The organism is Plantactinospora soyae (genome assembly GCF_014874095.1).
Classification (GTDB): Bacteria; Actinomycetota; Actinomycetes; order Mycobacteriales; family Micromonosporaceae; genus Plantactinospora; species Plantactinospora soyae.
Window position 1 is genome coordinate 3,598,206 of sequence record NZ_JADBEB010000001.1, and the last position, 23,157, is coordinate 3,621,362.

At 71.1% G+C, this 23,157-nt stretch carries 22 protein-coding genes and 1 pseudogene; 10 read left to right on the top strand and 13 right to left on the bottom strand.

What is annotated here, in order from left to right; genetic code table 11:
- The first annotated feature begins 154 nt into the window (after positions 1-154).
- From H4W31_RS16095 to H4W31_RS16105, 3 genes are all read left to right on the top strand, one after another.
- Positions 155-754: a hypothetical protein gene (locus H4W31_RS16095; protein ID WP_192767401.1), complete on the top strand. Its 600-nt coding sequence runs from the start codon at positions 155-157 to the stop codon at positions 752-754.
- Positions 738-1,355, top strand: a complete 618-nt coding sequence (locus H4W31_RS16100; RefSeq protein WP_192767402.1) for an OmpA family protein — start codon at positions 738-740, stop codon at positions 1,353-1,355. The genes H4W31_RS16095 and H4W31_RS16100 overlap by 17 nt, the downstream gene beginning before the upstream one ends.
- Before the next feature lie 112 nt (positions 1,356-1,467).
- Entirely contained in the window at positions 1,468-1,800 is a 333-nt protein-coding gene (locus H4W31_RS16105; protein WP_192767403.1) for a putative quinol monooxygenase, read from the top strand.
- Between the two features lie 111 nt (positions 1,801-1,911).
- Here H4W31_RS16105 and H4W31_RS16110 read toward each other — a convergent pair whose 3' ends face one another.
- Positions 1,912-3,735, bottom strand: coding sequence for a bifunctional metallophosphatase/5'-nucleotidase (locus H4W31_RS16110; RefSeq protein WP_192767404.1), 1,824 nt, complete (start codon positions 3,733-3,735; stop codon positions 1,912-1,914).
- 281 nt (positions 3,736-4,016) lie between these two features.
- Here H4W31_RS16110 and H4W31_RS16115 point away from each other — a divergent pair, with 281 nt between their 5' ends.
- Positions 4,017-4,889 carry an LLM class F420-dependent oxidoreductase gene (locus tag H4W31_RS16115; protein ID WP_192767405.1) on the top strand — a complete coding sequence of 291 codons (873 nt, stop codon included), beginning with the start codon at positions 4,017-4,019 and terminating at the stop codon, positions 4,887-4,889.
- A 13-nt stretch (positions 4,890-4,902) separates the two neighbouring features.
- On the opposite strand, the gene H4W31_RS16120 is transcribed toward H4W31_RS16115, so the two are convergent.
- Positions 4,903-5,112: a hypothetical protein gene (locus tag H4W31_RS16120; protein ID WP_192772826.1), complete on the bottom strand. Its 210-nt coding sequence runs from the start codon at positions 5,110-5,112 to the stop codon at positions 4,903-4,905.
- On the opposite strand from H4W31_RS16120, the gene H4W31_RS16125 reads away from it, so the two are divergent.
- From H4W31_RS16125 to H4W31_RS16135, 3 genes and pseudogenes are all read left to right on the top strand, one after another.
- On the top strand, positions 5,111-5,596 hold the full coding sequence (locus tag H4W31_RS16125) for a nucleoside-diphosphate kinase (protein WP_225945552.1): 486 nt from the start codon (positions 5,111-5,113) through the stop codon (positions 5,594-5,596). The genes H4W31_RS16120 and H4W31_RS16125 overlap by 2 nt on opposite strands.
- A 144-nt stretch (positions 5,597-5,740) precedes the next feature.
- Positions 5,741-6,475, top strand: a complete 735-nt coding sequence (locus H4W31_RS16130) for an oxidoreductase (RefSeq protein ID WP_192767407.1) — start codon at positions 5,741-5,743, stop codon at positions 6,473-6,475.
- A pseudogene (locus H4W31_RS16135) lies at positions 6,465-7,418 on the top strand (RNA-guided endonuclease InsQ/TnpB family protein); the annotation flags it as partial. The gene H4W31_RS16130 and the pseudogene H4W31_RS16135, both read left to right, overlap by 11 nt.
- A gap of 162 nt (positions 7,419-7,580) precedes the next feature.
- Here the strand turns inward: H4W31_RS16135 and H4W31_RS16140 are convergent.
- The 4 genes from H4W31_RS16140 to H4W31_RS16155 are packed head-to-tail and all read right to left on the bottom strand — an operon-like array spanning position 7,581 to position 11,577.
- Positions 7,581-8,234, bottom strand: a complete 654-nt coding sequence (locus tag H4W31_RS16140; protein ID WP_192767408.1) for a GTP-binding protein — start codon at positions 8,232-8,234, stop codon at positions 7,581-7,583.
- Positions 8,215-8,601: a DUF742 domain-containing protein gene (locus tag H4W31_RS16145; RefSeq protein ID WP_192767409.1), complete on the bottom strand. Its 387-nt coding sequence runs from the start codon at positions 8,599-8,601 to the stop codon at positions 8,215-8,217. Before H4W31_RS16145 ends, H4W31_RS16140 begins: the two co-directional genes overlap by 20 nt.
- A gap of 9 nt (positions 8,602-8,610) precedes the next feature.
- Entirely contained in the window at positions 8,611-9,030 is a 420-nt protein-coding gene (locus H4W31_RS16150) for a roadblock/LC7 domain-containing protein (RefSeq protein ID WP_192767410.1), read from the bottom strand.
- Positions 9,031-9,081: 51 nt separating this feature from the next.
- Entirely contained in the window at positions 9,082-11,577 is a 2,496-nt protein-coding gene (locus H4W31_RS16155) for a sensor histidine kinase (RefSeq protein WP_192767411.1), read from the bottom strand.
- 443 nt (positions 11,578-12,020) lie between these two features.
- On the opposite strand from H4W31_RS16155, the gene H4W31_RS16160 reads away from it, so the two are divergent.
- Positions 12,021-12,701 carry a GNAT family N-acetyltransferase gene (locus H4W31_RS16160; RefSeq protein WP_192767412.1) on the top strand — a complete coding sequence of 227 codons (681 nt, stop codon included), beginning with the start codon at positions 12,021-12,023 and terminating at the stop codon, positions 12,699-12,701.
- Between the two features lie 124 nt (positions 12,702-12,825).
- Here the strand turns inward: H4W31_RS16160 and H4W31_RS16165 are convergent, their stop codons facing one another.
- The 5 genes from H4W31_RS16165 to H4W31_RS16185 form a co-directional block, all read right to left on the bottom strand.
- Complete coding sequence (locus H4W31_RS16165; RefSeq protein WP_192767413.1) at positions 12,826-13,884, bottom strand: pectate lyase family protein; 1,059 nt, start codon at positions 13,882-13,884, stop codon at positions 12,826-12,828.
- A gap of 517 nt (positions 13,885-14,401) precedes the next feature.
- Entirely contained in the window at positions 14,402-15,217 is an 816-nt protein-coding gene (locus tag H4W31_RS16170; protein ID WP_192767414.1) for a TetR family transcriptional regulator, read from the bottom strand.
- Positions 15,180-15,629 (bottom strand): thiol-disulfide oxidoreductase DCC family protein, encoded by a 450-nt coding sequence (locus H4W31_RS16175; protein ID WP_192767415.1) that lies wholly within the window; start codon positions 15,627-15,629, stop codon positions 15,180-15,182. The genes H4W31_RS16170 and H4W31_RS16175 overlap by 38 nt, the downstream gene beginning before the upstream one ends.
- Positions 15,629-16,174: a hypothetical protein gene (locus H4W31_RS16180; protein WP_192767416.1), complete on the bottom strand. Its 546-nt coding sequence runs from the start codon at positions 16,172-16,174 to the stop codon at positions 15,629-15,631. Before H4W31_RS16180 ends, H4W31_RS16175 begins: the two co-directional genes overlap by 1 nt.
- A gap of 157 nt (positions 16,175-16,331) precedes the next feature.
- Complete coding sequence (locus tag H4W31_RS16185) at positions 16,332-17,783, bottom strand: glycoside hydrolase family 3 protein (protein WP_192767417.1); 1,452 nt, start codon at positions 17,781-17,783, stop codon at positions 16,332-16,334.
- Between the two features lie 174 nt (positions 17,784-17,957).
- On the opposite strand from H4W31_RS16185, the gene H4W31_RS16190 reads away from it, so the two are divergent.
- Together H4W31_RS16190 and H4W31_RS16195 are read left to right on the top strand one after the other, a co-directional pair.
- Positions 17,958-19,133, top strand: a complete 1,176-nt coding sequence (locus H4W31_RS16190; protein WP_192767418.1) for an ROK family transcriptional regulator — start codon at positions 17,958-17,960, stop codon at positions 19,131-19,133.
- Between the two features lie 297 nt (positions 19,134-19,430).
- Entirely contained in the window at positions 19,431-21,038 is a 1,608-nt protein-coding gene (locus H4W31_RS16195) for a golvesin C-terminal-like domain-containing protein (protein WP_192767419.1), read from the top strand.
- A gap of 60 nt (positions 21,039-21,098) precedes the next feature.
- On the opposite strand, the gene H4W31_RS16200 is transcribed toward H4W31_RS16195, so the two are convergent.
- Positions 21,099-22,094 carry an ABC transporter permease subunit gene (locus H4W31_RS16200; protein WP_192767420.1) on the bottom strand — a complete coding sequence of 332 codons (996 nt, stop codon included), beginning with the start codon at positions 22,092-22,094 and terminating at the stop codon, positions 21,099-21,101.
- The gene (locus H4W31_RS16205) at positions 22,091-23,104 is read right to left on the bottom strand and encodes an ABC transporter ATP-binding protein (protein ID WP_192767421.1); all 1,014 of its coding nucleotides are present in this window, start codon (positions 23,102-23,104) and stop codon (positions 22,091-22,093) included. Before H4W31_RS16205 ends, H4W31_RS16200 begins: the two co-directional genes overlap by 4 nt.
- Positions 23,105-23,157: the final 53 nt, after the last annotated feature.

Genomic DNA, 23,157 nt, shown 5'->3' on the forward strand with positions numbered 1-23,157 from the left:
TCGGTCCGTAGGTTCGGATCTGTCGCACGGACCGACCGGAACTGATCCTGGTCGGCACCGGGCGGAAGATCCGACCCGGCCAGCCTGGCCGGACGGCCCGCATCCGGCAGCGGCCGGGTGCGGTGGTCGGTGGTCGAACGAGGAGGAAAGATTCGTGGGTTTCCGTAGGACAACCGTGGTCGGCGCGCTGGCGCTGGCCATGACGCTGCCGCTGCTGGGATGTGACGCCTTCGGGGGGGCCGAGCCGACGGCGACGGAGCCGACCGGCTCCGCGGGCGCCGCCGGGGCGGCACCGGCCGGGCCGGACGACCTGGGCGAGGTCATCGCGGCCCGGGACGTCCAGGTCAGCGAGAACGGCAACGTCATCCCGATCCGGGTCGAGCTGCACCAGCTCCGCCGGAAGGACGGCTTCGTGACCGTGAACCTGCGGGTGACCAACACCGGCACCAAGGGCGCCGGGTACCGCTGGCAGATCGCGGACGAGTTCGCCGGCGACATCCCGGGGCACACCCTGGCCGGCGTCTCGCTGGTGGACCGGAAGAACCGGAAGCAGTACCTGGTGGCCCGGACCGCCGGTGCGGGCGCCAAGGACCAGGACCGCTATCTCGCCTCCCTACAACTGGCGAACGTGTTCGTCCAGCCGGGGCAGTCGGTCAACCTGTACGCCTCGTTCGGCGCCCCGCCCGACGACGTCCAGGCGGTCGACGTCGTCGTTCCGAACGTCCCGGTCTTTGCCAATGTCCCGCTCAGCTGACCGGCGACCGGTGCTGCTCGGTCTCCTGCTGGCCGGCTGCGTGCTCCTCACCGAGCCGGCGGTCGCCTGGGCCGAGCCGACCGCACCGGCGCCCGGAACCACGATCGTTCCCGGTGCACAGGTGGCCCCCGGAGAGCAGGTGACCGCACCGGTCGTGGACCTCGAAACGCCCGTCCGGGAGATCTTCCTGGAGACCGGGGATCTGGAGGGGGTGGCCCGGGAGGCCGAGTCCAGCGACCGGATCGAGTTGGTGCTCGCCGCCGACGTGCTCTTCGCGTTCGGTAAGGCCGACCTGTCGCCGGCCGCCAAGGTGCGGCTCGCCGAGGTTGCCGAGCGGCTCCGCGTACAGGCCCGGGGAACGGTGCGGATCGACGGCCACACCGACGCCATCGGCAGCGACGCGTCGAACCTCGCGCTGTCCCGGCGTCGTGCCGAGGCGGTCCGGGACGCGCTGCGGGGATCGCTGTCCGGGACGTCGCTGGCCTTCGAGGTCACCGGCTTCGGCGAGAGCCGCCCGGTGGCGACCGAGTTGAAGAACGGTCGGGACAATCCGGCGGGACGGGCCCGGAACCGCCGGGTCGAGATCCGCTTCGACAAGTGACGGACCGCCGGGCGGGGGCCCGGTCGGCGAACGGTCCGCGTCCGCCGGGACACTAAACTCGGCGGGCGCGAACCGGTGGCCCGCTCCTGATCAGCCGTTCGAGGAGATGTAGATGATCTTTATCACCGCGAAGTTCCGAGTGCTGCCGGAGTACGCCGACCGGTGGCCCGAGATCGCCGACGAGTTCACCCGGGCGACTCGCGGTGAACCCGGCTGCCTCTGGTTCGACTGGTCCCGCAGCCTCGACGACCCCACCGAGTACGTTCTGGTCGAGGCCTTCCGTGACGGCGACGCCGGTGCGGCACACGTCCAGTCGGCGCACTTCCGGCAGGCACGGCAGACCCTGCCGCCGTACCTGGCCGAGACGCCCCGGATCGTCAACGCGACGGTTCCGCAGGACGACTGGTCGCTCCTCGGCGAGCTGGCCGTACCCGAGCGGAGCTGACTCCGCCCCGGCGGACTCCGACCGGCCGACAGCTCCCGCCCCGGTACCGGGTGCAGGCGGCACGCCGCACCGCACCCGGTGACCGCTTCGGGTGGACGTCGGGGGCGGACCTCAGCGCCCGGAGACCGGCGTCGCCCGATCCAGCGTCGGCGGGCGCACCGGCGACATCTTCTCCAGGTACCGCCAGAGCGCGTCACCGCCGTTGTAGAGGCTGCGGTCCTGCCGCTCCGCCTCGAACAGGGCCGTGAAGCCGGGGGTGGCGTTCTTGGCGAAGAAGTTGTTCGCCAGCGTCGCGATCCGGTACGTCGCCTGCGGCCTGACCGGCCGGTTGCCGATCCGGAGGCTGCCCGCGACGACCCGCTCGCCGACCGGCCTGGTGACGTCGTAGCGGTACCGGACGTTGCCCGAGACGGCCACCGGCCGGTACGTCACGGTCCCGTCGGCCGCCTGCTGCCACTGGCTCTCCAGCAGCTCGTCGAGCCGCTCACCGGTCACGTCGCCGCGGACCAGCCCCACCCCGATGCCGCTGTCGTAGACGGTGCCGAGAGCGAGTTCACCGAAGAGGACCCGACCGGGGGCGTCGGCCGGGTTGGCCGGGTCGGCGGCGTACGTGATGTCCCGGCGCAGGATGCCCGGCATCGCGACCGCGAGATCGGCCCGCCCGTCCCGGTTGGCGGCCCAGAGGAACGCGTCGGCGGTCGCGTTGTACATCGTCGACTCGCCGCCCTCGACCGCCGAGCGGGTCAGGTCGGCGGTGACCCGTGCGACCGGGGCGTTCGACCGCTTCGCCAACTGCCCGCGCCAGTAGTCCGCGATCCGCAGGGTTTCCGGATCGGGCGTCACGTCCTGGGTGTTCGGGTGGTTGACCGAGGTCGTCCGGTCCCGCAGCACCTCGCCGGTGACCGGGTCCAGCCGCAGGTTGATCTCGTTGATCAGTCGGCCGTGGTTGGCCGCCTCGACCACCGGCCGCGGGTTGCCCGCCGGATCGGGCAGCATGCAGTTCACCAGCGCGTGCCAGTGCCCGGTGACGATCGCGTCGACGTCCGGGGTGATGCGCCGGTTGAACTCCTCCGCCGGCCCGAACGGGTCGACGCACTCGTCGTAGCCCGCACCGGACTGCTGCGAGAAGCCCTCGTGCACGACCGCCACGATGGCCCGTACGCCCTGGCGCCGGAGGATCGCCGCGTACCGGTTGACGGTGTCGGCCTCGTCGAGGAAGTCGACGCCCTTCGGCGTGTAGGACATCTGCTCCTCGGAGAGGAGCTTGGTGGTCGCGTGCACGAAGCCCACCGGAAGCCGGCCGCCGCGCCCGTTGTCGACGTACTCGACGTGGTACGGCGGCTGAAGCGGCTTGGCGGTGCGGTCGTCGACCAGGCTGCCGGAGTAGTAGTCGAAGTCGGCGCCGTGGAACCTGCGGCCGGTCGAGTCCCGGAAGCACAGGTCGTCGTCGGGGCGGCCCTGGCAGGTGCCGTCGGTCATGTGCCGCAGGAACTCCTGGCCCCGGTCCATCTCGTGGTTGCCGACGGTGGAGAAGTCCAGGCCGATCGAGTTCAGGTACTCGACGGTCGGCTCGTTCCAGAACCATCCCGTCTCGTTCGGCCAGCCCGTGAAGTCGTCGCCGGCCGAGAAGAGGATCGAGTTGCGCTGGCCGGCGCGGAGCTGCTTGAGGTGGGTGGTCAGGTAGGCGCCGCCGCCGACCTGCTGGCCGGGTTCCCCGGCGCGCGCTCCGGGCACCGTGGTGGTGTAGTCGCCGAAGTAGCCGTGCAGGTCCGTGATGGAGACGAGTTGTACCGGTACCGGCGCGGCCGGTGTGGCGGCGGCCGGCGAGGGTGCCGCGCCGGCCAGGACCAGGCCGGCGGCCATCGTCCCGACCAGGGCGGATCGTCCCCGGCGGAGGATCGGTCCGGGGCGGAACAGTCGGGCGGTGTCACGCATGTACGGGGCTCCCAGGGCTGTTCGGGTACGGAATAGTTCCGGGAGTCTCGCCGTAGTGGATCAACAGTGGCTGAACTGCGGAGGTGGCCGACCTGACCGTGGGCTGACCGGTTGCGACCGCGCGTGCCGGAATCGGGTCCAGCCGGCGGGCAGCCGGACCGACCCGACCGGTGTAGTCCGGCCGCCGAACCGGCCCGGTCGCCCGGACACCCCGGTTAGGGTGGGCGGAAGACGGGGCGGATCGGATCAGTTGGGGCAATCCCGGAGGAGCACCGGAGATCATGAAGCTCGGCCTACAGATTCCGAACCTGACCTGGCCGAACGGGCCGGCAGGGCTCGGGCGTGACCTCGCCGCGGTCGCCCGTACCGCCGATCGGGCGGGGTTCGACTACATCGCCCTGATGGACCACTTCTTCCAGATCCAGACCGTCGGTCCGCCGGAGGCGGAGATGCCGGAGGCGTACACCACGCTCGCCTTCCTCGCCGGGCACACGGAGCGGGCCACCCTGCTGACGCTGATCAGCGGGGTACACCACCGGGCACCGGGCCTGCTCGCGAAGATCGTGACAACGCTGGACGTGCTCTCCGGCGGTCGCGCGATGCTCGGGATCGGGGCCGGCTGGAACGAGGAGGAGTCTCGCGGTCTCGGCATTCCCTTCCCGCCCATCGCCGAGCGCTTCGAGCTGCTCGAAGAGACGCTGCGGTACCTGCTCCAGATGTGGTCCGACGACGACGGACCGTTCTCCGGCCGACACGTCCAGGCCGACCGTCTGCTCAACTCGCCCCAGCCGCTGACCCGGCCCCATCCGCCGATCATGATCGGCGGGGGTGGGGAGAAGAAGACGCTGCGGCTGGTCGCGAAGTACGCGCAGGCGTGCAACCTGTTCAACACGCCCGAGCTGGAACGCAAGCTGGAGATACTCCGAGGGCACTGCGAGCGCGAAGGTCGGAACTACGACGAGATCACCAAGACCGTCTATCAGCTCATCGACATCGGCGACAACGGGGAGAAGACCGAGGCGCTGATCGACGAACTGCGCCGGTTGCACGGCCTCGGCTTCGACATGGCGATCGGCGCCGTACCGCAGCTGCCCCGGCTGGATGTCCTGGAGCGGATCGGCACCGACGTCATCCCGGTCGTCAAGGCCTTCTGACCGGCGTCGGGGCTCAGTGGGCGCCGCCACCGGAGGCTGACCCGGTCTCGGCGTCGGTGGTCGGTAGCGCGGTCCGGGCGACCAGGGCCGAGCCGACTACTATCGTGATCTCAGTGGCCTGTGGCTGGAACAGGCGCCCGACGTCCCAGTTCTCGGGTCGCCGGCCGTCCATCTCGTCGGGGCCCGACCATTTGATCGAGGAAGGGGCCCCGGTGGCGGCCATGGAACGCACTCTTGTCCTGCTCAAGCCCGATGCGGTCGCGCGCGGACTGACCGGACGGCTGGTACAGCGGTTCGAGGACGCCGGGCTCAAGATCGTCGGTGTCAAGATGCGGCACATGGACGCGGACTTCACCCGGCGGCACTACTTCGACCTGGAGGAGCGCTTCGGCAAGGACGTCTACGACGCCACCGCCACGTACATGCAGCAGGGGCCGGTCGTGGCACTCCTGCTGGAAGGCGTCGAGGCGGTGGCGAACGTCCGCCGCATGATCGGACCGACCTTCCCGGCGCAGGCCGCCCCCGGCACCATCCGGGGCGACTTCGCGCACATGTCGAAGGCGTACGCCGAGACGACGGGCAAGGCCATCGCCAACCTGGTGCACGCCTCCGGCAGCGTCGACGAGGCGAAGTACGAGTCCGAGCTCTGGTTCGGCGACGACGAGCAGTTCAGCTACCAGACGCTCGCCGAGCGTTACGTCTTCTGACGGTTCGACCCGGAGCACCGGTTCCGCCCGGGCGGAACCGGTGCCCCCCGGCACTTCCGACCGCATGGTGCCACGCCCGGACCGACGGTGCTCCTGCGTACCCGTCGGTCGCGCACATCGGTGCGACGGGGAGCGGGGCGGGCGATGGCGAGCGGTGGTGTCTCCGGGACGCGGAAGTTGGCTTCCGTCCGCGAGGCCGTCGGACTGTTCCGGGCCGAGAATGCCCGGCTGGACCTGCTCGTCAACAACGCCGGCGTGATGTGGCCGCCGTACGGACGCACCGAGGACGGGTTCGAGTTGCAGTTCGGGGTCAACCACCTCGGTCACTTCGCGCTGACCGGCCTACTCCTGGAACTGATGCTCCCGGTGCCGGGATCGCGGGTCGTGACGGTCAGCAGCAGCGTCCACAAGAGGGGCCGGATCCACTTCGACGACCTGCACGGCGTCACCGGGTACCGGCCGGCCAGGGCGTACGGACAGTCCAAACTGGCCAATCTGCTCTCCACCTTCGAACCCCAGCGTCGCCTGTCGGCGGCCACCGCGCCGACGATCGCGGTGGCCGCGCATCCCGGCGTGGTGCGTACCGACCTGGCGCGGCACGCACCGGCGCCGATCCGGGAGCTGACGAACGGCCGGCTCACCCGGATGTCCGGGTGGCTGCTCCAGGAGCCGGCGATGGGCGCGCTGCCCACCGTCCGGGCGGCCGTCGATCCGGGTGCCACCGGCGGCGGTTACCACGGCCCGTCGGGATGGGCGGAGCTGGCCGGCGGCCCCGTACCCGTCGAGGCCCACCGGCGCGCCCACGACGTCGCGGCGCAGCGCCGCCTGTGGCAGGAATCCGAGCGGTTGACCGGTGTGCGCTACCGGAATGCGGGCTAGTGCTCCGCCCTTCAGGGTGGGGGTGAAGGGCCGTGCGGGAGGGAAGGGCACGCCGGAGCGGGCGTGGCTGGGCGAGGTCTCGGCTGTGGTGTTGCAGCAGGCGCTGGCGGACCTGAACGTGGCGTACCGCAACTTCTTCGCCTCGGCCTGCGGCAAGCGTAAGGGGCGCCGGGTGGCGCCGCCACGGTTGCGGTCCCGCAAGGACAACCGGCAGGCGATCCGGTTCACCGCCAACGCCCGGTTCAAGGTGCTGGACAACGGGAAGCTGCGCCTGCCGAAGATCGGCGACCTGGATGTGCGCTGGTCGCGGGACCTGCCCTCGGCCCCGTCGTCGGTGACGATCATCCGGGATGCGGCGGGCCGGTACTTCGCCTCGTTCGTCGTGACCACGCCGGACGAGCCGCTTCCCGCGGTGGAGTCGGAGGTCGGCATCGACCTCGGCTTGACCTACTTCGCTGTCCTGTCCGACGGCACGAAGGTGGCGGCGCCGAAGTTCCTGCGCCGGGCCGCCCGCAAGCTGCGCAAGTTGCAGAAGGACGTGTCCCGTAAGCAGCGGGGCAGTCAGAACCGTAGGAAGGCCGTCGTGTTGGTCGCCAGGGCGCACGCCCGGGTGGCCGATACCCGGCGGGACTGGCAGCACAAGCTCTCGACCCGGATCATCCGCGACAGCCAAGCGGTGTACGTCGAGGACCTGTGCGTTGTCGGTCTCGGCCGGACCAGGCTGGCCAGGTCCGTCCACGACGCCGGGTGGTCGTCGTTCGTCGGCATGCTGGAGTACAAGGCCTCCCGGTACGGGCGCACCTTCGCCAAGATCGACCGGTTTACGCCCACGTCCCAGATGTGCTCCGAGTGCGGCCGACTCGATGGGCCCAAGCCGCTGAGCGTCCGGTCGTGGACCTGCCTGTGCGGCGCGGTCCACGACCGGGACGTCAACGCGGCGATCAACGTGTTGGCCCAGGGACGCTGGGACAACTCAAACGACCGTGGAGCGCACGTAAGTCCAGCACTCGTGCCGGCGGCGCGCAGAGAAGCGGTAATCCACCCGGCGCCGCGTGTTCTGCACACAGCGCGGAGGGAATCCCCGTCCTTTAGGGCGCGGAGATCGTCAACCCCTGCCCTCCGGGTCGGATGGCTGACCGGTCACCGACGAGGCCGCCTCCCGCTCCATCCGATGGCTGCGCATCGCGTGCTCGAGGACCGCGATCAGCACCTTCTTGCCGGACTCCCGGCTACGGGCGTCGCAGAGCAGCACGGGGACGTCCGGGTCGAGGCTGAGTGCCTGCTGCACCTCGTCGAGCTGGTACTGCCGGGCGCCGTCGAAGCAGTTCACCGCGACGATGAACGGCGTACCGTGCTTCTCGAAGTAGTCGACCGACGGGAAGCAGTCGGCCAACCGCCGGGTGTCGGCGAGCACCACCGCGCCCAGCGCGCCGAGCGCCAGTTCGTCCCAGACGAACCAGAACCGGTCCTGGCCCGGGGTGCCGAAGAGATAGAGCACCAGGTCGTCGTTGATGCTGATCCGGCCGAAGTCCATCGCCACCGTCGTGGTGGTCTTCGTCTCGATCCCGTCGAGGTCGTCGATGGCGACGCCCTCCTCGGTGAGGAGTTCCTCGGTCCGCAGCGGCTTGGTCTCGCTGACCGCGCCGACCAGCGTGGTCTTGCCGACGCCGAAGCCGCCGGCAATGAGGATCTTGACTGCGGTCGGCAGTCGGTCGCTGAGCGGCCCGCTTTCCCGGCCGTCAGAGTGCTCGTAGCCCATTTATCACCTGTTCGAAGATGCTGTCATCGGTAAGAACGGGCACCGGGCGTGGCTCGATCACCCGGACGAGCTGCCGCTCGAGCAGATCGCCGAGGAGTACCCGGACGGTGCCCAACGGGAGATCGACGTGCGCCGCAACCTCGGCCACGGAGAGGATACGGTGGCACAGCGCCACAATGGACAGATGCTCCGGCCCCAACCCGTAGTCGCGGGTGGACACCGCCCGCGTGGTGCTGACGAGCGAGATCAGATCGAACTTTCCGGTCGCCGGCCGGGCACGACCCCGGGTCACCGCGTACGGACGGACCACCGGACCGGCATGGTCGTCGACCCAGTGAGTCGCGTCGGACTCCTCCGGTTCACTCATCACGGCGGATCACTGCGGTGTGGGTGGCTGGCGGGGTGCCCGGGTGTCCGAGGCGAGGTACTTTCCGGCGCGGGTGACCAGCATCGCCATCTCGTACGCGATGAGGCCGACGTCCGCGTCCTCGGAGGCCAGCACGGCCAGGCAGGCACCGTTGCCGGCCGCCGTGACGAAGAGGAACGCCGAGCGCATCTCGATGATCGTCTGCTGCACGGGACCGCCGCCGAACCGCTTGCCCGCACCACGGGCCAGACTCTGTACGCCGGACGCCACCGCGGCCAGGTGCTCGGCGTCGTCCCGGTCCAGTTCCCGCGACGAGGCCATGAGCAGCCCGTCGACGGAGAGCAGGATCGCGTGCTGGGTTTGTTTCACCCGGCCGACCAGGTCGTCGAGCAACCAGGTCAGATCAACATTCGACGCTGTCTTCTGCACGGGATGTCCCTTTCTGTACCGGTTATATCGACAGGGCGGAGGCGGGTGTTCTCACGTCCCGGCCGTGTCAGGTGGAGGCGCCGTACGTTCCTCCGGCTGGCGTGCGGCGTCCGACCGGCCCCGCCGGGTGCCCGACTGGTAGGAACTCATCAACCGACGGATCTGCTCAGGTGACCGGGGGGCCTCCTCGCCCACCGGCTCCGGCTCGGTCCGGGGGTCGGCGTCCCGCAACGACGGGGCGAGATTCGCCTGCCGGACCCGGACGGGCAGTCCCGACGGGGTCAGCTGCGCCCGCCCACTCGCCGTGGTCGGCCGGGCCGGCCCGTCCGCGGTCGGCCGGCTTTTCTCCCCGGTCGGTGGCCTCGGTCCGGCCTCCGGTGGCGTCGGCGGTGGCGTCGGCGTCGGCTCGACCTCCGGCGGTGCCCATCCGGTCGTGCTACCCAGTCGGGGTGCCGGGATCGCGCCGCGGTTCCGCTCCGCCGGTGGCGGGCCCGGCCGGGTCAGTGGTTCGGCGAACGGCACGGATGGCAGGCCATGCCTCGGTTCGGGGATCCGGCCCCGGCGCGGCAGGTGGCCGTCCGGGTCGTCGGGGCCGGACGGGCGGCGGGCCTCGCCACCGACCGTACTGATCGCCAGCTGCTGACCCGTCGACCCACCGGACGGCTCGTCGTCGTCGAGCGAACGGTCGGTCACCAGGTCCAGCGGAATCAGGACCACGGCGGTGGTGCCGCCGTACGGCGACTCCTTGAGCTGTACCCGCACGCTGTGCCGCCGGGCGAGTCGGCTGACCACGAACAGCCCGAGTTGGGCGGTGGCGGAGAGGGTGAACTCGGGTTCGCTGGCGATCCGGTCGTTGGCGTTCGCCCGGTCCTCGGGGCTCATGCCCAGCCCGCGGTCCTCGATCTCCACGGCGTAGCCGTTGGCGACCAGTTGGCCGCTGACCTGGACGCCGGTGTGCGGCGGCGAGAAGGACAGCCCGTTCTCGATCAGCTCGGCCAGCAGGTGGATGACGTCACCGACGGCACGGCCGGCGAGGTCCACCGGTCCGACCGGCAACACCGTCACCCGGGTGTAGTCCTCGACCTCGGCCGCCGCCCCGCGCAGCACGTCGACCATGGGTACGTTGCGGCGCCAGGCCCGGCCGGCGGTCGAGCCGGAGAGCACGATCAGGTTCTCCGCGTTGCGCCGCATCCGGGTGGCCAGGTGGTCCACCCGGAACAGGTCCTCCAACTCCTTCGGGTCGCTCTGCCGCCGCTCCAGGGTGTCGAGCAGGGTGAGCTGGCGGTGCAGCAGCGCCTGGGTGCGTCGGGCCAGGCTGAGGAAGATGTCCCGGACGCTGCGGCGCAGCTCGGCCTGCTTCACCGCGGTTCGGAGCGCGGTCTCCTGCGCCGCGTTGAACGCCTGCGCCACCTGCCCGATCTCGTCCCGTCCGGCGGCGAGCGGCGGCGCTTCGGACTCGATGTCCACCCGCTCGCCCCGGCCTAGCCGGTCGATCAGGTCGGGCAGCCGGACGTTCGCGAGGGTGAGCGCCGCCTGGCGGAGGCGCTCGAGCTGCCGCACCATCGCCCGAGCGGTGTTCACCGAGATGATGACGGCGATCAGGCCGAGCCCGACGGCGACCAGCAGCCGTACCAGGGTCCAGATCGCGACCGGAATGGCCTCGTCGAGGACCGCTTCACCGCCCCGGAAGGCTATCCGGAACAACTCCTCCGACGCCGGGTCCGCCACCCGGCGCCAGTCCTCCGCCGAGACCGGTGGCCGGCCGCCGGGACGTGCACCCAGAACGAGCTGGTCCTCGACGGTCAGCAGCCGCGAGTTGGCCCCCTGCTGGACGGCCTGGTCGTAGCTGATCCGGTCGGCCTCGGGCAGGTCGGCGGCGGCCGAGGCGGCGATCAGGCGCCGCGCGCCCACGAGCTGAACGAACTGTGCGTGGTCCGAGGGGCCGAGCCGGCCGGCCGCGAAGGCGCCGGCGAGCAGCGCGTCCTCCTGGGCGATCAACTCGCGTACCAGGTTGAGACTGATCAGCGTGCTGGCGTACCGGTCGATCGGTCCTCTGTCGAGGGCGCCGAGAACGTCGTAGATCCGGAAGATCTGCCGGATGGACTCGGTGAAGGCCTCCGCCGCGGCGGGACGGTCGATCCGGCGGGCGTCGACCTGCTCCCGTACGGTGGCCAGCCCGTCCAGCGCGGTGAGAGTCTGGGCGATCCGTCGTTCCAGTTCGTCGCTGCCGGCGATTCTGGCCCACCGACCCCGGGTCGCCTTGCCGAACGCCTGCGCGTCGGCCTGCGCCTGCTGCCGGACGGAGTCGAGCGTGGTCCGGGACGGCGCCGTCGGGCTGCCGAGGTGTGCCAGCGAGAGCCGGCGTTCGACCTGCAGGTTCTGCACGAGGGTCTCGGTCGGTGCGTAGATCTGTGATTCCAGCGTCTGCACCCAGAGCAGGTTGAATCCGTCGCGGAGCGTGATCCATGCGCCGAACGCCCAGAGTGCGGTCAAGGTGGCCAGCAGGGCGACGACCTTGGTACGCAGACTCGAACTGCGGAAGCCCATTGCACCGTCCCGTAACGGTCGAAGGCGGTCATCGGCATTCGCCGAGTGTGTGGCGTCGCGTCATGCCCGGATGCTCATGCACGATCGTCGAGTACCCGGCGCACGCTAGCAGTGTCCCGGTCCGCCCCTCAACCCCCGCTTTTGCGCGGAGATTGGTGGTTTCCGCCCGCATCGGCCGGTTGGCCTGCCGCTCGGCCACCAGCAACGGATCTTAGAGCTTTTGTCCACGATGGATCGATGCCGCTTTGTGATGCGATGTGGTGGAGGTTGGTGGATGACCGAGGCGTCGCTGTCCGGGCGACGCTGCGTGAGCATACATCGAAATGTGTCGTAGCCAGGGCTCGATCGCGGGCGCGGACCGGCCCGGCCGGTGCGTGGCATCCGGTGTGGGACGTCTGAGTAGCCTTTGTCACGGCACGAACAGTTGATCAGGAGTGGGGCGGATGCTCGACCAACGGTTGCACCACCATCTGGTGACCTGGCTGGGTATGTGGCCGGCCGGAACCGCGCTGGACGTCGTGGGCTCCGAGCGTCGGATCCAGCCGGGCTGGGACGGTGAACCGCATCCGGTGATCGGGATCGGCGACCGTGGCGGCATCGTGCTCTCCGTACCGCCGGCCCGGACCGGCACCGTACGGGCGCTGGGCCAGCTGCCGATCGCGGACCTGTTGCGGAAGTTGCCCGACGCGGTGGGCCTGCCCGGCTGGTCGGGCTACCGGGCCGTCTTCCGCCACACGCTCGCCCCGACCCCGTCACCGGACCGGGGCGAGTGGATCGACGCCCGCGATCCGGCGGTCCCGGGCTGGCTGCGGCCGTTCGGCGGCGAGGTGCTGGTGATCCGCGACTCCGACGGTCGCTACCTGGCCGGGGTCGGCATCAAACGCCACGACGGGTACGGGCACGAACTGGCCGTCGGCACCGAGCCGGCCGCCCGGGGCCGGGGACTGGCCCGGCGACTCGTCGCGCAGGCGGCCCGGCGGGTGCTGGACGAGGGGGCGGTGCCGACCTACCTGCACGCCCCGGAGAACGTCGCCTCGGCCCGGGTGGCTCGGGCCGCCGGCTTCGCCGACCGGGGCTGGTCCGCGTACGGCCTGTCCAGACCGGATCCGGCCGCCGCCTCCTGAGGGCCGGGGCCGGGCGTACGGCCGCAGCGAGGATCGCCGTGATCAGGACCGGGGCGCTGGGGGTCGGCTGGGCGCCACGCGTCCGGTTACCTGATCACGGCGACCTCGGAACGGGGAGACCGGATCAGGCGCAGACCTTGCCCACTCCGACCCCGCCCGAGACCGAACCGGGCACGCTGGCCGGCGCGTCCACGGTGTACGGGTAGAAGGTGCGCGGCTCGACCACGGTCCCGGCGGTCTGCGGCGTACCCGAGTTGACGTACAGGTTGTTCCGCTCGACGACCCGGCCGGGGCCGCTCTCGTCGTACCCGACGTAGATCGGATGGGCCACGTTCTCGAAGTAGTTGCCCTCGACCATCAGGCCGGCGTTCTCCGTCGACGCGATCCCGTACAGCGCGTTGTTCCGGTAGTAGTTGTTGAAGACGTGCACCGGGTCGGCGAAGCGTACCCGTGGGTGCCGTTGGTCCGTACCGTCGAAGAAGTTGTGGTGGTAGGTGACCCGCAGCTTGCCGACGTCGGCGGTGTAGGTGTCCGAGTGGCCGACGAGCGACGACTTGCTGTGGTTGTGGAACCTGTTCCAGGAGACCGTCACGAAGTCCGACTCGCGTTTGATGTCGAGCAGGCCGTCGTAGCCGTCGGAGAGGTCGTTGTGGTCGATCCAGACGTGGTGGGCCTTGTTGGTGACGCTGATCGAGTCGTCCCCGGCGCCGGTGAAGCGGATGTTCCGGATGATCACGTTGTTGCCCGGCCGGGTGGTGGAGCCGAGTTGGAGCCCGCCGCCGGTGATCTCGGCGCTGGTGCCGACGCCCAGGATGCTCTTGTTGGCGACGACGGTGAGCATGTCGTCGACCTGGATCCGTCCGGAGACCCGGATGATGTAGGGGCCGGCCCGCCCGACGTAGTCCTCCAGGGCGGCGGCGGTGGTCACGGTGATCGTCGGTCCGCCAGCGCCGCCGGTGGTGCCGCTCTGGCCGACGGCGTTGACCGAGGCGAAGCCGATCGGTGCATCGGTGCAGGCGATGGCGGCGTCCCGCGTCGGGGCGGCCGGACCGGGCAGCCCGGCCCGGGCCGGGTCGGCGGCGCCGAGCAGCGGTAGCACGAGTACGCCGACCAGGCCGGCGGCGAGTGTCGATCGCCCGGGTGCGGGCTTGGTGGACGGGGTGGCAGCGGGTCGAGGTGTCATCTGCGTCTCTGTCTCTCCGGGCGCCACCCGCTGGCGGCAACGCGGGCGTGGTGGAAACGTCTGGTTGCCCCGGCGGCGTTCGGCGCGGACGTGCGCGCGGGAGCGCCTCCGCCCGGGTGGCCAGCACGGGCGGGGCACGAGCGGGAAAGCGCTTTCCCAACCGCCACCATAGGACGGGCACGCATGTTCGTCAATGTGTCGGCCGGACCGGGGTCGTGCCGACCGTGCCCTCCGGCCGGCCGGGGCGGGCCCACCCGCCTCGCCGCCCGCCGACAAGCCACGGACCGTGAACCCCCGGGCGAGGGGTCCACGGTCCGCGTCCTCTCCCAGGCCGAGGTCCGGGCGGCGACGATCGTTCGGGCCGGTCGAGATCGCGCCACCAGTGCTGGTAACGCTACGTATTCCCGTCGACGCCGACAAGCGTGCGGGTGCCTCGTCCAATTTGGCCGTTTGGTGGATTTGACCGGTTAACGAGCCGGATAGACGGCTACCTGACAGCAGGTCCGCCGGAACTTCTCTAGTGCCGCAGGGTCCTGATCAGCTGCATCGCCTGCGTGGTGATCGGCCGCAGCACGCGGAGCCGGGAGAGGGCGACCAGTCGATCGATGAGTGGCACGGCCCCGTTGATCAGCAGGCGGGTCTTCGCCTGCTCCGGCGAGCGGTCGTGCACCCAGTAGAGGATCACCCCGAGGTACGCCAGCCACAGCAGTTCCGGCAGGTCGGGACGGAGTTCCGGGTCGACCTTCGCCCGCGAGCCGTCCAGCACCTCGCGGAACAGTGCGATCGCGTCGGACCGGGCCTGCGACGACTGCGCCGAGAACGGGCTGAGCGGCGACGTCGGTTCGGCGGCGGTCTTGAAGAAGGTGGCGGCGAAGGCGTGCGACGGGGTGAGGACGTCGATCCCCGCGTGCAGCACCGCGCGCAGCCGCGCGGCGAAGTCGGTCTCCATCGCGAGCGGGGTGGCCGCCGCGGCCAGGTGTTCGGCGTGGGTACGTCGATAGAACTCCTGGATCAGGTGCTCCTTCGACTCGAAGTAGTAGTAGGCGTTGCCCACCGCCACCCCGGCCTCCTTGGCGATGGCCCGCATCGTGGTCTGGGCGTACCCGCGTTCGCGGAACAGCCGCAGCGCGGTCTCCAGGATCAGTTGCCGGGTCTGCTCGCCGCGTGCCCTGGTCGGCTCGGCCCCACCGGTGGCCGATTCCGACTCACGGCCGCCGCCGACCGCGCGGCCGGTGCCAGCACGGTCCACGGCCCGGCTGGCACCGGTGGTCGAGCCGGCCGCTGCGCCCGTCGGTTCACCCGCAGCGGTCGTCGGCGCAGTCTGGTCGCTCATCCTGGCTACGGTATCCCGGCCCGGTGGTCTGCTCCCGGAGCGCCGCCGCCGCGGCGATCACCCGGCGGGCCACCGGCAGCAGGTGCGGCCGGGCCAGCCGGTCGGCCATCGCCCGGTACCCGTGCAGCGCCCAGAGGCAGGCCAGCCAGGCGCCGTCGCCGACGTACACCTCGCCGGTGTCGGCGACGACGGTGATGTCCCGCAGGGTCGCCGCGTGGTCCAGGCCCGGAAACAACTGCCGGGCCGTTGCCGACCCGGCCGGCACGAAACCCAGCGGTACGAGTTGTGGGCGCGACTCCAGCCACCGCCGCGCGGTTCGGCACACCGGACAGTGCTGGTCGTACAGCACCGTGAACGAGCCGATCCCACCGGCCCCGTGCCCGGTGGGATCGGCGGCATCCGGTTCACCCATCACGGAAGGGTGGGCAGCCCGGTGGGTCCGGGCGGTGCCGTCGGCGGCTGGTTGCCGGGGCCCGGTGCCGGCCGCCCGCCACCCGGGGCCATCGCCGGGTACCCGGTCGGACCCATCGCCGGCTGCCCGCCCATGGCGGCCCGGGCCGGTGGGACCATCGGCAGCCGACCGGCGGGCGGCAGCGGGGGGTGGCCGGCGTACTGGCGTTGCCGTCCGCGTCGGTAGCGGTTCAGCGCGAAGACGTTGAAGAAGTGCAGCGCCCCGAGTACGAGCAGCACCAGACCGATCTTCTTGGAGAGTTCCTCCATGGCCTGGCTGACCGTGTGCACCCCGCCGCTGTGCTTCATCGCGACCGACACGTAGCCGAGGTTGAGCAGGTAGAAGCCGACCACCAGCAGGCTGTTGACGGCGCGGGAGAGCCGGTTGTCCTCGAAGACCTCCTCGAGGAAGACCAGGCCGTTGCGGGAGAGCGTGCTGGCCACCCAGATGGTGAGTCCGATGCTGATGACCAGGTAGATGAGGTACATCCACACTTTGATGTCCACCGCTCACGTCCTTTCTGAACGTGTTCAAGTTGCGGTCGAACTGAGCGTAGGACAGACCTTGAACGTGTTCAAGAGACGTCGGTCACGCCGTTACCACATAGGACGGTCACACTGGTTCGGTCCGGATCACGCCCGGCTCGGCGGCGGAACCCGTGGCTCAGGCGGTCAGGCCGAGGAGTTCGGCGGCGGCCCGGCCGTTGGCGTGGCTGGCGCCGTACGTCGTCACGAAGGCCCGTACGCCGATCGGGCGCCAGCGCGACGGCCAGCCCATCTCGACCACGGTCACCGGATGGCTGCCGGCCAGGCTCTCGACCAGTTCGGGTCCGCCGGGCAACCGGTGCAGGTGCCGCCCGACCAGCACGATCGGTCGCCCGGCGGCGCGCGAGCGCAGTGTCTCGGCATCGGTCTCGGCGGCCACGACCCGGAGCTGTTCGGCGCCGCCCAGGTGCGGTCCGAGTCCCCACGGCACCCGTCCCTCGGCGATGGTCGAGGCGGCGAAGAGCTGCACCACGAGCGGGGCGTCGAGTCCGGTGAGGATTCCCTCGACCTGGACCGCGCGCCGCGCGGCGGCGTACCCGAGGTCGGTGCCGGTCGCCCGGACCGGCGCGGCGGCCCGGGTCCAGGCGGCGAGTGCGGCGGTCCGTTCGGCGGCCTGCTCGACCCGGGACAGGTCGAGGCGGCCGTCGCGGAGCGCGGCGATGATCTCGGCGACGACGGTCTCGACCAGTTCGGCGTCGACCTGGGCGCCGATGCAGAGCAGGTCGGCGCCGCCGGCCAGGGCCCGGACGGCGGCCGGGCCGATCCCACCGGCGGCGTCGGCGGCGCCCTTCATCTCCAGCGCGTCGGTCAGCACGACGCCGGTGAAGCCGTATTCGCCGCGCAGCAGGTCGACCAGGACGGCGCGGCTGAAGGTGGCGGGAGCCTCGCCGGTGAGCGCGGGTACCCGGATGTGCGCGGTCATGATCGCCTTGGCGCCCGCCGCGATCGCCGCCGCGAAGGGCGGCAGGTCGCGGTCCCGCAGCACCGACAGGGGTACGTCCACAGTGGGCAGTTCGAGGTGCGAGTCGGCGACGGTGGCGCCGTGTCCGGGAAAGTGCTTGGCACACGCGGCCACCCCGGCCGCCTGTAGCCCCTCGACGGCGGCCCCGGCGTGCGCGGCGACCCGGAGCGGGTCGGCGCCGAACGCCCGGGTGCCGATGATCGGGTTGTCGTCGGCGGTGTTGACGTCGACGGTGGGCGCGAGGTTGACGTTGACGCCGACCGCCGCGAGTTCGTTGCCGATCGCGTGGTACACCCGCCGGGTCAGCGCGAGATCGTGCACCGCGCCGAGGGCGGCGTTGCCGGGGTACGGGCTGCCGGTGGCGTGCGCCAGCCGGGTGACGTCGCCGCCCTCCTCGTCGATCGCGACGAGGACGTCCGGTCGGGCTTCACGGAGCGCGGCGGTGGCGGCGGCGATCTGGTCCGGATGGTCGACGTTCCGGCCGAACAGGGTGTGTCCGGCCAGCCCTTCGGCGGTCAGCTCGCGCGCCCAGTCCGGTGGCGTGGTGCCCGGAAACGCGGCCAGCATCGTGCCCAGCACCAGCCGGCGAAGTCCTGAATCGGTCGGCACGTTTCCCCCTTCGGCGCTTTCCCCGGTCCGAGTGTCGCATCGACGTGGACCGTCTCGCGGCCAAGCGATACCGAATCGGCTTAGCACTGCGGACTCGCCGGCCCATTACGCTACGGCTACTCCTCTGAAGGTTAGCCTAGCTATTAAGAAAGTTTCTTAAACAAGGGATACTGCATGGCCAGCACCCGGCTCCCCGGTACACCCCGCCTGCTCCGCGCACTCAACGACCGGGCGGCGCTGGAGCTGCTGCTCGCGCGCGGGCCACTCACCCGCGCGCAGTTGGGTGAGTTGACCGGGCTGTCCAAGGTCACCGCGTCCCAACTGGTGGAACGGCTGGAAGAGCGCGGTCTGGTGACCCGGGTCGGCGAGCAGGCCGGCGGACGCGGCCCCAACGCACAGCTCTATGCCGTCCGCCCGGGAACCGCGCACGTGGTCGGCGTCGACGTCGGACCGGACCGGGTGGTGGCGGCCTGTGCCGACATCACCGGCGAGGTGATCGGGCGGGTGGAGCAGTCCACCCGGGACACCGACGACCCGGTGGGCGTCGTGCACAACGCGGTGGTACGGGCGGCGAGCGAGGCGCAGGCCCACCTGACCACCGTACGACGGGTGGTGCTCGGCACGCCCGGCCTGGTCGATCCGGCCACCGGGGACATCACCTTCGCGTTCAACCTGCCGCGCTGGCACCGGGGTCTGTTGGCCGCCCTGCGCGAGGACCTGCACACGCCGGTGGTCTTCGAGAACGACGTCAACCTGGCCGCGGTCGCCGAGGCGGAGTCCGGTGCGGCCCGTGGAGTGGACGACTTCGTACTGGTCTGGCTGGGGGTCGGCATCGGTCTGGCCATCGTGCTGAACGGCCGCCTGCACCACGGCAGCACCGGCGCGGCCGGCGAGATCGGCTATCTGCCGGTGCCCGGGGCTCCCATTCCACGGGACGCCTCCCGGCGGGCGAAGCCGGCGTTCGGACAGTTGGCCGGCTCCGACGCGGTCCGCGCGGTGGCCCGGGAGCACGGCTTCCGGTCCGCCTCGGCGGCGGACGCGATCCGGGCCGCGATCGGGGCGGGTACGGCCGGCGGGCCGGTGCTCGACGAGGTCGCCCGGCGGCTCGCGCTCGGGGTGGCGAGCAGTTGCGTGGTGTTGGACCCGCCGCTGGTGGTGCTGGCCGGCGAGGTCGGCCAGGCCGGCGGTACCGCGCTGGCCGAACGGGTGCAGCACGAGGTCGCCGCCATCACGCTCGTCACCCCCCGGGTGGTGCCCACCGAGTTGACCGAGGAGCCGGTGCTGCGCGGCGCCCTCCGGGTCGCCCTGGACGCGGTCCGGGACGAGGTGTTCGGCTCGACGCTGGGCTGATCCGACAGCCGACCGCCGGGTTCCGCCGGTCGCCCGCCGCGCTGCTCCGGCGGCGATCCGCCGTGCCGTTCCGCTGGTCGCCCGTCGGCCTGATGCGGCATTGGGCTGTCCGGCGCGGCCGGGCTCCGGCGCGGTACACGATGGCTCGCACGGTGGCTTCCGTCGGCCGGTCATGTAGATATCTTTCATTAACCTTCAGTTCAATGGAAGGTCTCGACATAGACGAAGTTGAGGCTATACGGTACGGCCACCCGGCGTCCCCCATCCGGGACGTCCACCCTCTGGGGAGGAGTGACGGTGACCGTTCGGAACCCCCAACCGCGCCCGCGCCACCTGCTCGGCGCCACCCTGATCGTGTCCCTCGCCATCGGCCTGCCCGGCCAACCCGCACTGGCCGGGCAATTCAACTCCGTCGACCTGTCGGCCGGCGCCAATGCCGTGACCGGTGCGTCCGCCGAGGCCGGGGCGCTCGCCCGGGCCTTCGACACGGCGGCGGCCAGGTACGGCGTACCACGTGACCTGCTCGTCGCGCTCGGCTACTCGGAGACGCGTCTCGACGGCCACGCCGGGGCGCCGAGCGCGTCCGCCGGCTACGGCGTCATGCACCTGACCAGCAATCCGAAGCAGCGCACCCTGGACGAGGCCGCCGCGCTGACCGGCCTGCACCGGGACACGCTGCGTACCGACTCCGTCGCCAACGTCACCGGCGCCGCCGCCGTGCTGCGGTCGTACGCCGACGCGGCCGGGCTCACCGCCGCGCAGCGGGGCGACATCAACCACTGGTACGGGCCGGTGATCCGGTACGGCGGAGCCAGTACCCCGGCCGTCGCCCGGCTCTACGCCGACACCGTCTACGAGATGCTCGGCACCGGCATCAACGCCGGTACGGCGGACGGGCCGGTCCAGGTCGCGCCCCGCAAGGTCGCCCCGGACCGGGGTGCCCTGGCCGGCGTCGCCCCGCTCGGCAGCTCCGGCGGGGTCGGCATCATGAGCACCGACTACGGTCCGGCCGCCTGGGCACCGGCGCACTCGGCCAACTACACGGTGTCCAGCCGCGAGTCGTCGTACCCGATCAACTACGTGGTCATCCACGTGACCCAGGGGTCGTACGCCGGCACGGTCAGCTGGTTCCAGAACCCGGCCTCCGGGGTCAGCGCCCACTACACGGTCCGCTCCTCGGACGGTGCGGTGACCCAGTCGGTCCGGGAGAAGGACATCGGCCACCACGCCGGCAACTGGACCTACAACACCCAGTCGATCGGCATCGAGCACGAGGGCTACGTCACCCAGCCGTCCTGGTTCACCGACGCGATGTACCGGTCCTCGGCGGCGCTGACCCGGCACCTCACCACGCGGTACGGCATCCCCCGGGACCGGTCCCGGATCATCGGGCACAACCAGGTGCCCGGTGCGACCCACACCGACCCGGGACAGCACTGGAACTGGACCTACTACATGCAGTTGGTCACCGGTGGTACGACCCCGCCGCCCACCGGCTGGACGACCACCGTGGACAACAGCACGTCGGGCCGGTTCACCGCGAGTGCGAGCTGGGGCACCTCGACGTACTCGTCGCAGAAGAACGGGGTCGACTACCGGTACGCGAGCACGGTGGAGTCGAGCGACCCCGCCTGGTACAAGGTGAACATCCCGGAGACCGCCAGCTACCGGGTGGAGGCGTGGTACCCGGACGATCCGGGTTACAACAGCTCCGCGCCGTACATCATCGTCACGCCGAGCGGTAACCAGACGGTCTACGTCGACCAACGCTCCGGCGGTGGCGCGTGGCGCAACCTCGGCACCTTCACCCTCGCCGCCGGTGACGCCAACAAGGTGGGCGTGAGCCGCTGGACCGGCGGCACCGGGTTGGTGATCGCGGACGCGATCCGGATCAGCCGCGTCTAACCTGCAAGGAAGGGCCCCTTCTTATCGTTTTTTGTATAAGAAGGGGCCCTTCCTAACACCTCAGGCGAGGTCGCGACGGCGGAAGGTGGTGAAGGCGGCCCCGACCGTGACCACCACCAGGGCGAGCAGCACGGCCAGTCCGGCGGGCCAGAGGATCGTGTACGACGGGTCGCAGGATCCCGTCATGGTCCGCCCGCTACAGGCGTCGAAGGAGTACAGCTCGATGTCGCCGCCGACCCAGGCGACGACGTAGCTGATCAGCATCAACTGGTCCGGCCGGGCCACGTCGAGGATGCCCATCACGATCCGGCCGCCCGCCTCCCAGACCACGCCGTACGCGGCGGCCACCCCGAGCGCCGCCGAGGTGTGCCGGCCGAGGGTGGCCACGGCGAAGCCCAGCGCGGTCACCATCAGCACCAGCAGCACTCCGCGGACGACGGTCATCGACAGATCGGTCCAGAACGTGGCGGTCGGCGAACCGGGCATCCCCCGGAACTCCGCGATCAGCCGGAAGGCGCCGATGTAGACCACCGAGGCGACTACCGACACCGCCAGTACGCCGGCCAGCAGGGTGCCCAGCTTCGTGCCGAGTACGACCATCCGCTGGGGCCGCCACAGCAGCAGGTTCGTCATCCCGCCGGAGGTCAGGTCCGCGCCGATGTAGGACGCCCCGACCAGGAAGCCGAACAGGCAGAGGAAGGCGACGAGGAAGTAGGCCAGCTCCAGGATCTGGCGGTCGAAGACGAAGACCCCGGCGAGGTAGTCCGAGGCGTCGATCCGGTCCGGGTTGAGATTCTCGCAGTCGCCCTGGTAGCGGGAGCCGGTCCCGGGGCCGAGCGGCTGCTCGACGCGACAGTTGGCGTAGTGCACCCGGACCTCCGCCCGCTGCTCCTGCGCCCAGGTCTCGGCCCGTTGCAGCTCGGCGGGGCCGGGCTCGTGCGAGCCGGCCAGCGTGGTGGCGATCGTGATGCCGAACGCGGTGACCAGCAGCACCAGCATCAGTTGTACGAAACGACGGGCGGCCAGCCGACCGATCTCGGCCCGTACCAGGTTCACGACCGTGCCCCCTCGTCGTCGACGCTGATGGTGATCTCACGGGCCCCGGTGGCGGCGGGCAGTACGGACTCGTCGACCTGACGCGGCACCCCGGGTCGGGGCCGGGTGTCGGTGAGTTCGAGGAAGACACTCTCCAGGTCCGGGGTGAGCGGGGTGAGTTCGCGCAGCCAGAGGCCCTGCTCGCCGAGGAGCTGGCTGATCCGGGCCGGATCCTCGGTGCCGGCCACCACCAGATGGTCCGGATGGGCGGCCACCGTCAGGCCGGCCGCCTGGATGATCTCGGCAGCCCGGGTCTGCTCGGCGACCCGGATCCGGAACTCGCCGTGGTCGAAGCCGGCCAGCACCGCCTCGACCGGACCGGCGGCCACCCGCCGTCCACGGGAGATGATCGTCACGTGGTCACATATCTGTTGGATCTCGGCCAGGATGTGGCTGGAGACCAGCACCGTGACCCCGGCGGCGGCGAGGCCGCGCATCAGGTCCCGCATCTCCCGGATGCCGGCCGGGTCCAGCCCGTTGGCCGGCTCGTCGAGGATCAGCAGCTCGGGCTGTTTGAGGAGGGCGGAGGCCACCGCGAGCCGCTGTTTCATGCCCAGCGAGTACGCCTTCACCCGCTCGTCGGCCCGGTCACGGAGCCCGACCTGCGTCAGCACCTCGTCGACCCGGGTCGGCGGCACCCCACCGGCCACGGCGAGCAGCCGCAGCGTGCGCCGGCCGGTGAAGTTGCCGAAGAACTGGGGGCTCTCCACGATGGCGCCGAACCGGCTGGCCACGGCCGGCAGCCCGTGCGGTGTCGGCTGCCCGAACAGCGCCATCCGGCCGCTGTCCGCCCGGACCAGGCCGAGCAGCGTACGCAGGGTGGTGGTCTTGCCCGACCCGTTGGGACCGAGGAAGCCGTGTACCTGGCCCGGCTCGACCAGCATGTCGAAGCCGTCCAGAGCGACCCGGCGGCCGCGACGGAAGCGGGTGAACGCCTTGCTCAGGCCGTTGATCTCGATCACCGCTGGCACGGGACAACCTCCGGCTACGTGATATAGGACACGGCGCATCACCCTACGGCCCG

Excerpts from the sequence above, each read along its gene's own strand:
- H4W31_RS16130 (WP_192767407.1), top strand. The coding sequence starts at position 5,741 with ATGGCGAGCGGTGGTGTCTCCGGGACGCGGAAGTTGGCTTCCGTCCGC.
- H4W31_RS16160 (WP_192767412.1), top strand. The coding sequence starts at position 12,021 with ATGCTCGACCAACGGTTGCACCACCATCTGGTGACCTGGCTGGGTATG.
- H4W31_RS16120 (WP_192772826.1), bottom strand. The coding sequence starts at position 5,112 with ATGGCCGCCACCGGGGCCCCTTCCTCGATCAAATGGTCGGGCCCCGAC.
- H4W31_RS16115 (WP_192767405.1), top strand. The coding sequence starts at position 4,017 with ATGAAGCTCGGCCTACAGATTCCGAACCTGACCTGGCCGAACGGGCCG.
- H4W31_RS16110 (WP_192767404.1), bottom strand. The coding sequence starts at position 3,735 with ATGCGTGACACCGCCCGACTGTTCCGCCCCGGACCGATCCTCCGCCGG.
- H4W31_RS16165 (WP_192767413.1), bottom strand. The coding sequence starts at position 13,884 with ATGACACCTCGACCCGCTGCCACCCCGTCCACCAAGCCCGCACCCGGG.
- H4W31_RS16175 (WP_192767415.1), bottom strand. The coding sequence starts at position 15,629 with ATGGGTGAACCGGATGCCGCCGATCCCACCGGGCACGGGGCCGGTGGG.
- H4W31_RS16190 (WP_192767418.1), top strand. The coding sequence starts at position 17,958 with ATGGCCAGCACCCGGCTCCCCGGTACACCCCGCCTGCTCCGCGCACTC.
- H4W31_RS16170 (WP_192767414.1), bottom strand. The coding sequence starts at position 15,217 with ATGAGCGACCAGACTGCGCCGACGACCGCTGCGGGTGAACCGACGGGC.
- H4W31_RS16140 (WP_192767408.1), bottom strand. The coding sequence starts at position 8,234 with ATGGGCTACGAGCACTCTGACGGCCGGGAAAGCGGGCCGCTCAGCGAC.
- H4W31_RS16105 (WP_192767403.1), top strand. The coding sequence starts at position 1,468 with ATGATCTTTATCACCGCGAAGTTCCGAGTGCTGCCGGAGTACGCCGAC.
- H4W31_RS16100 (WP_192767402.1), top strand. The coding sequence starts at position 738 with ATGTCCCGCTCAGCTGACCGGCGACCGGTGCTGCTCGGTCTCCTGCTG.
- H4W31_RS16155 (WP_192767411.1), bottom strand. The coding sequence starts at position 11,577 with ATGGGCTTCCGCAGTTCGAGTCTGCGTACCAAGGTCGTCGCCCTGCTG.
- H4W31_RS16125 (WP_225945552.1), top strand. The coding sequence starts at position 5,111 with ATGGAACGCACTCTTGTCCTGCTCAAGCCCGATGCGGTCGCGCGCGGA.
- H4W31_RS16145 (WP_192767409.1), bottom strand. The coding sequence starts at position 8,601 with ATGAGTGAACCGGAGGAGTCCGACGCGACTCACTGGGTCGACGACCAT.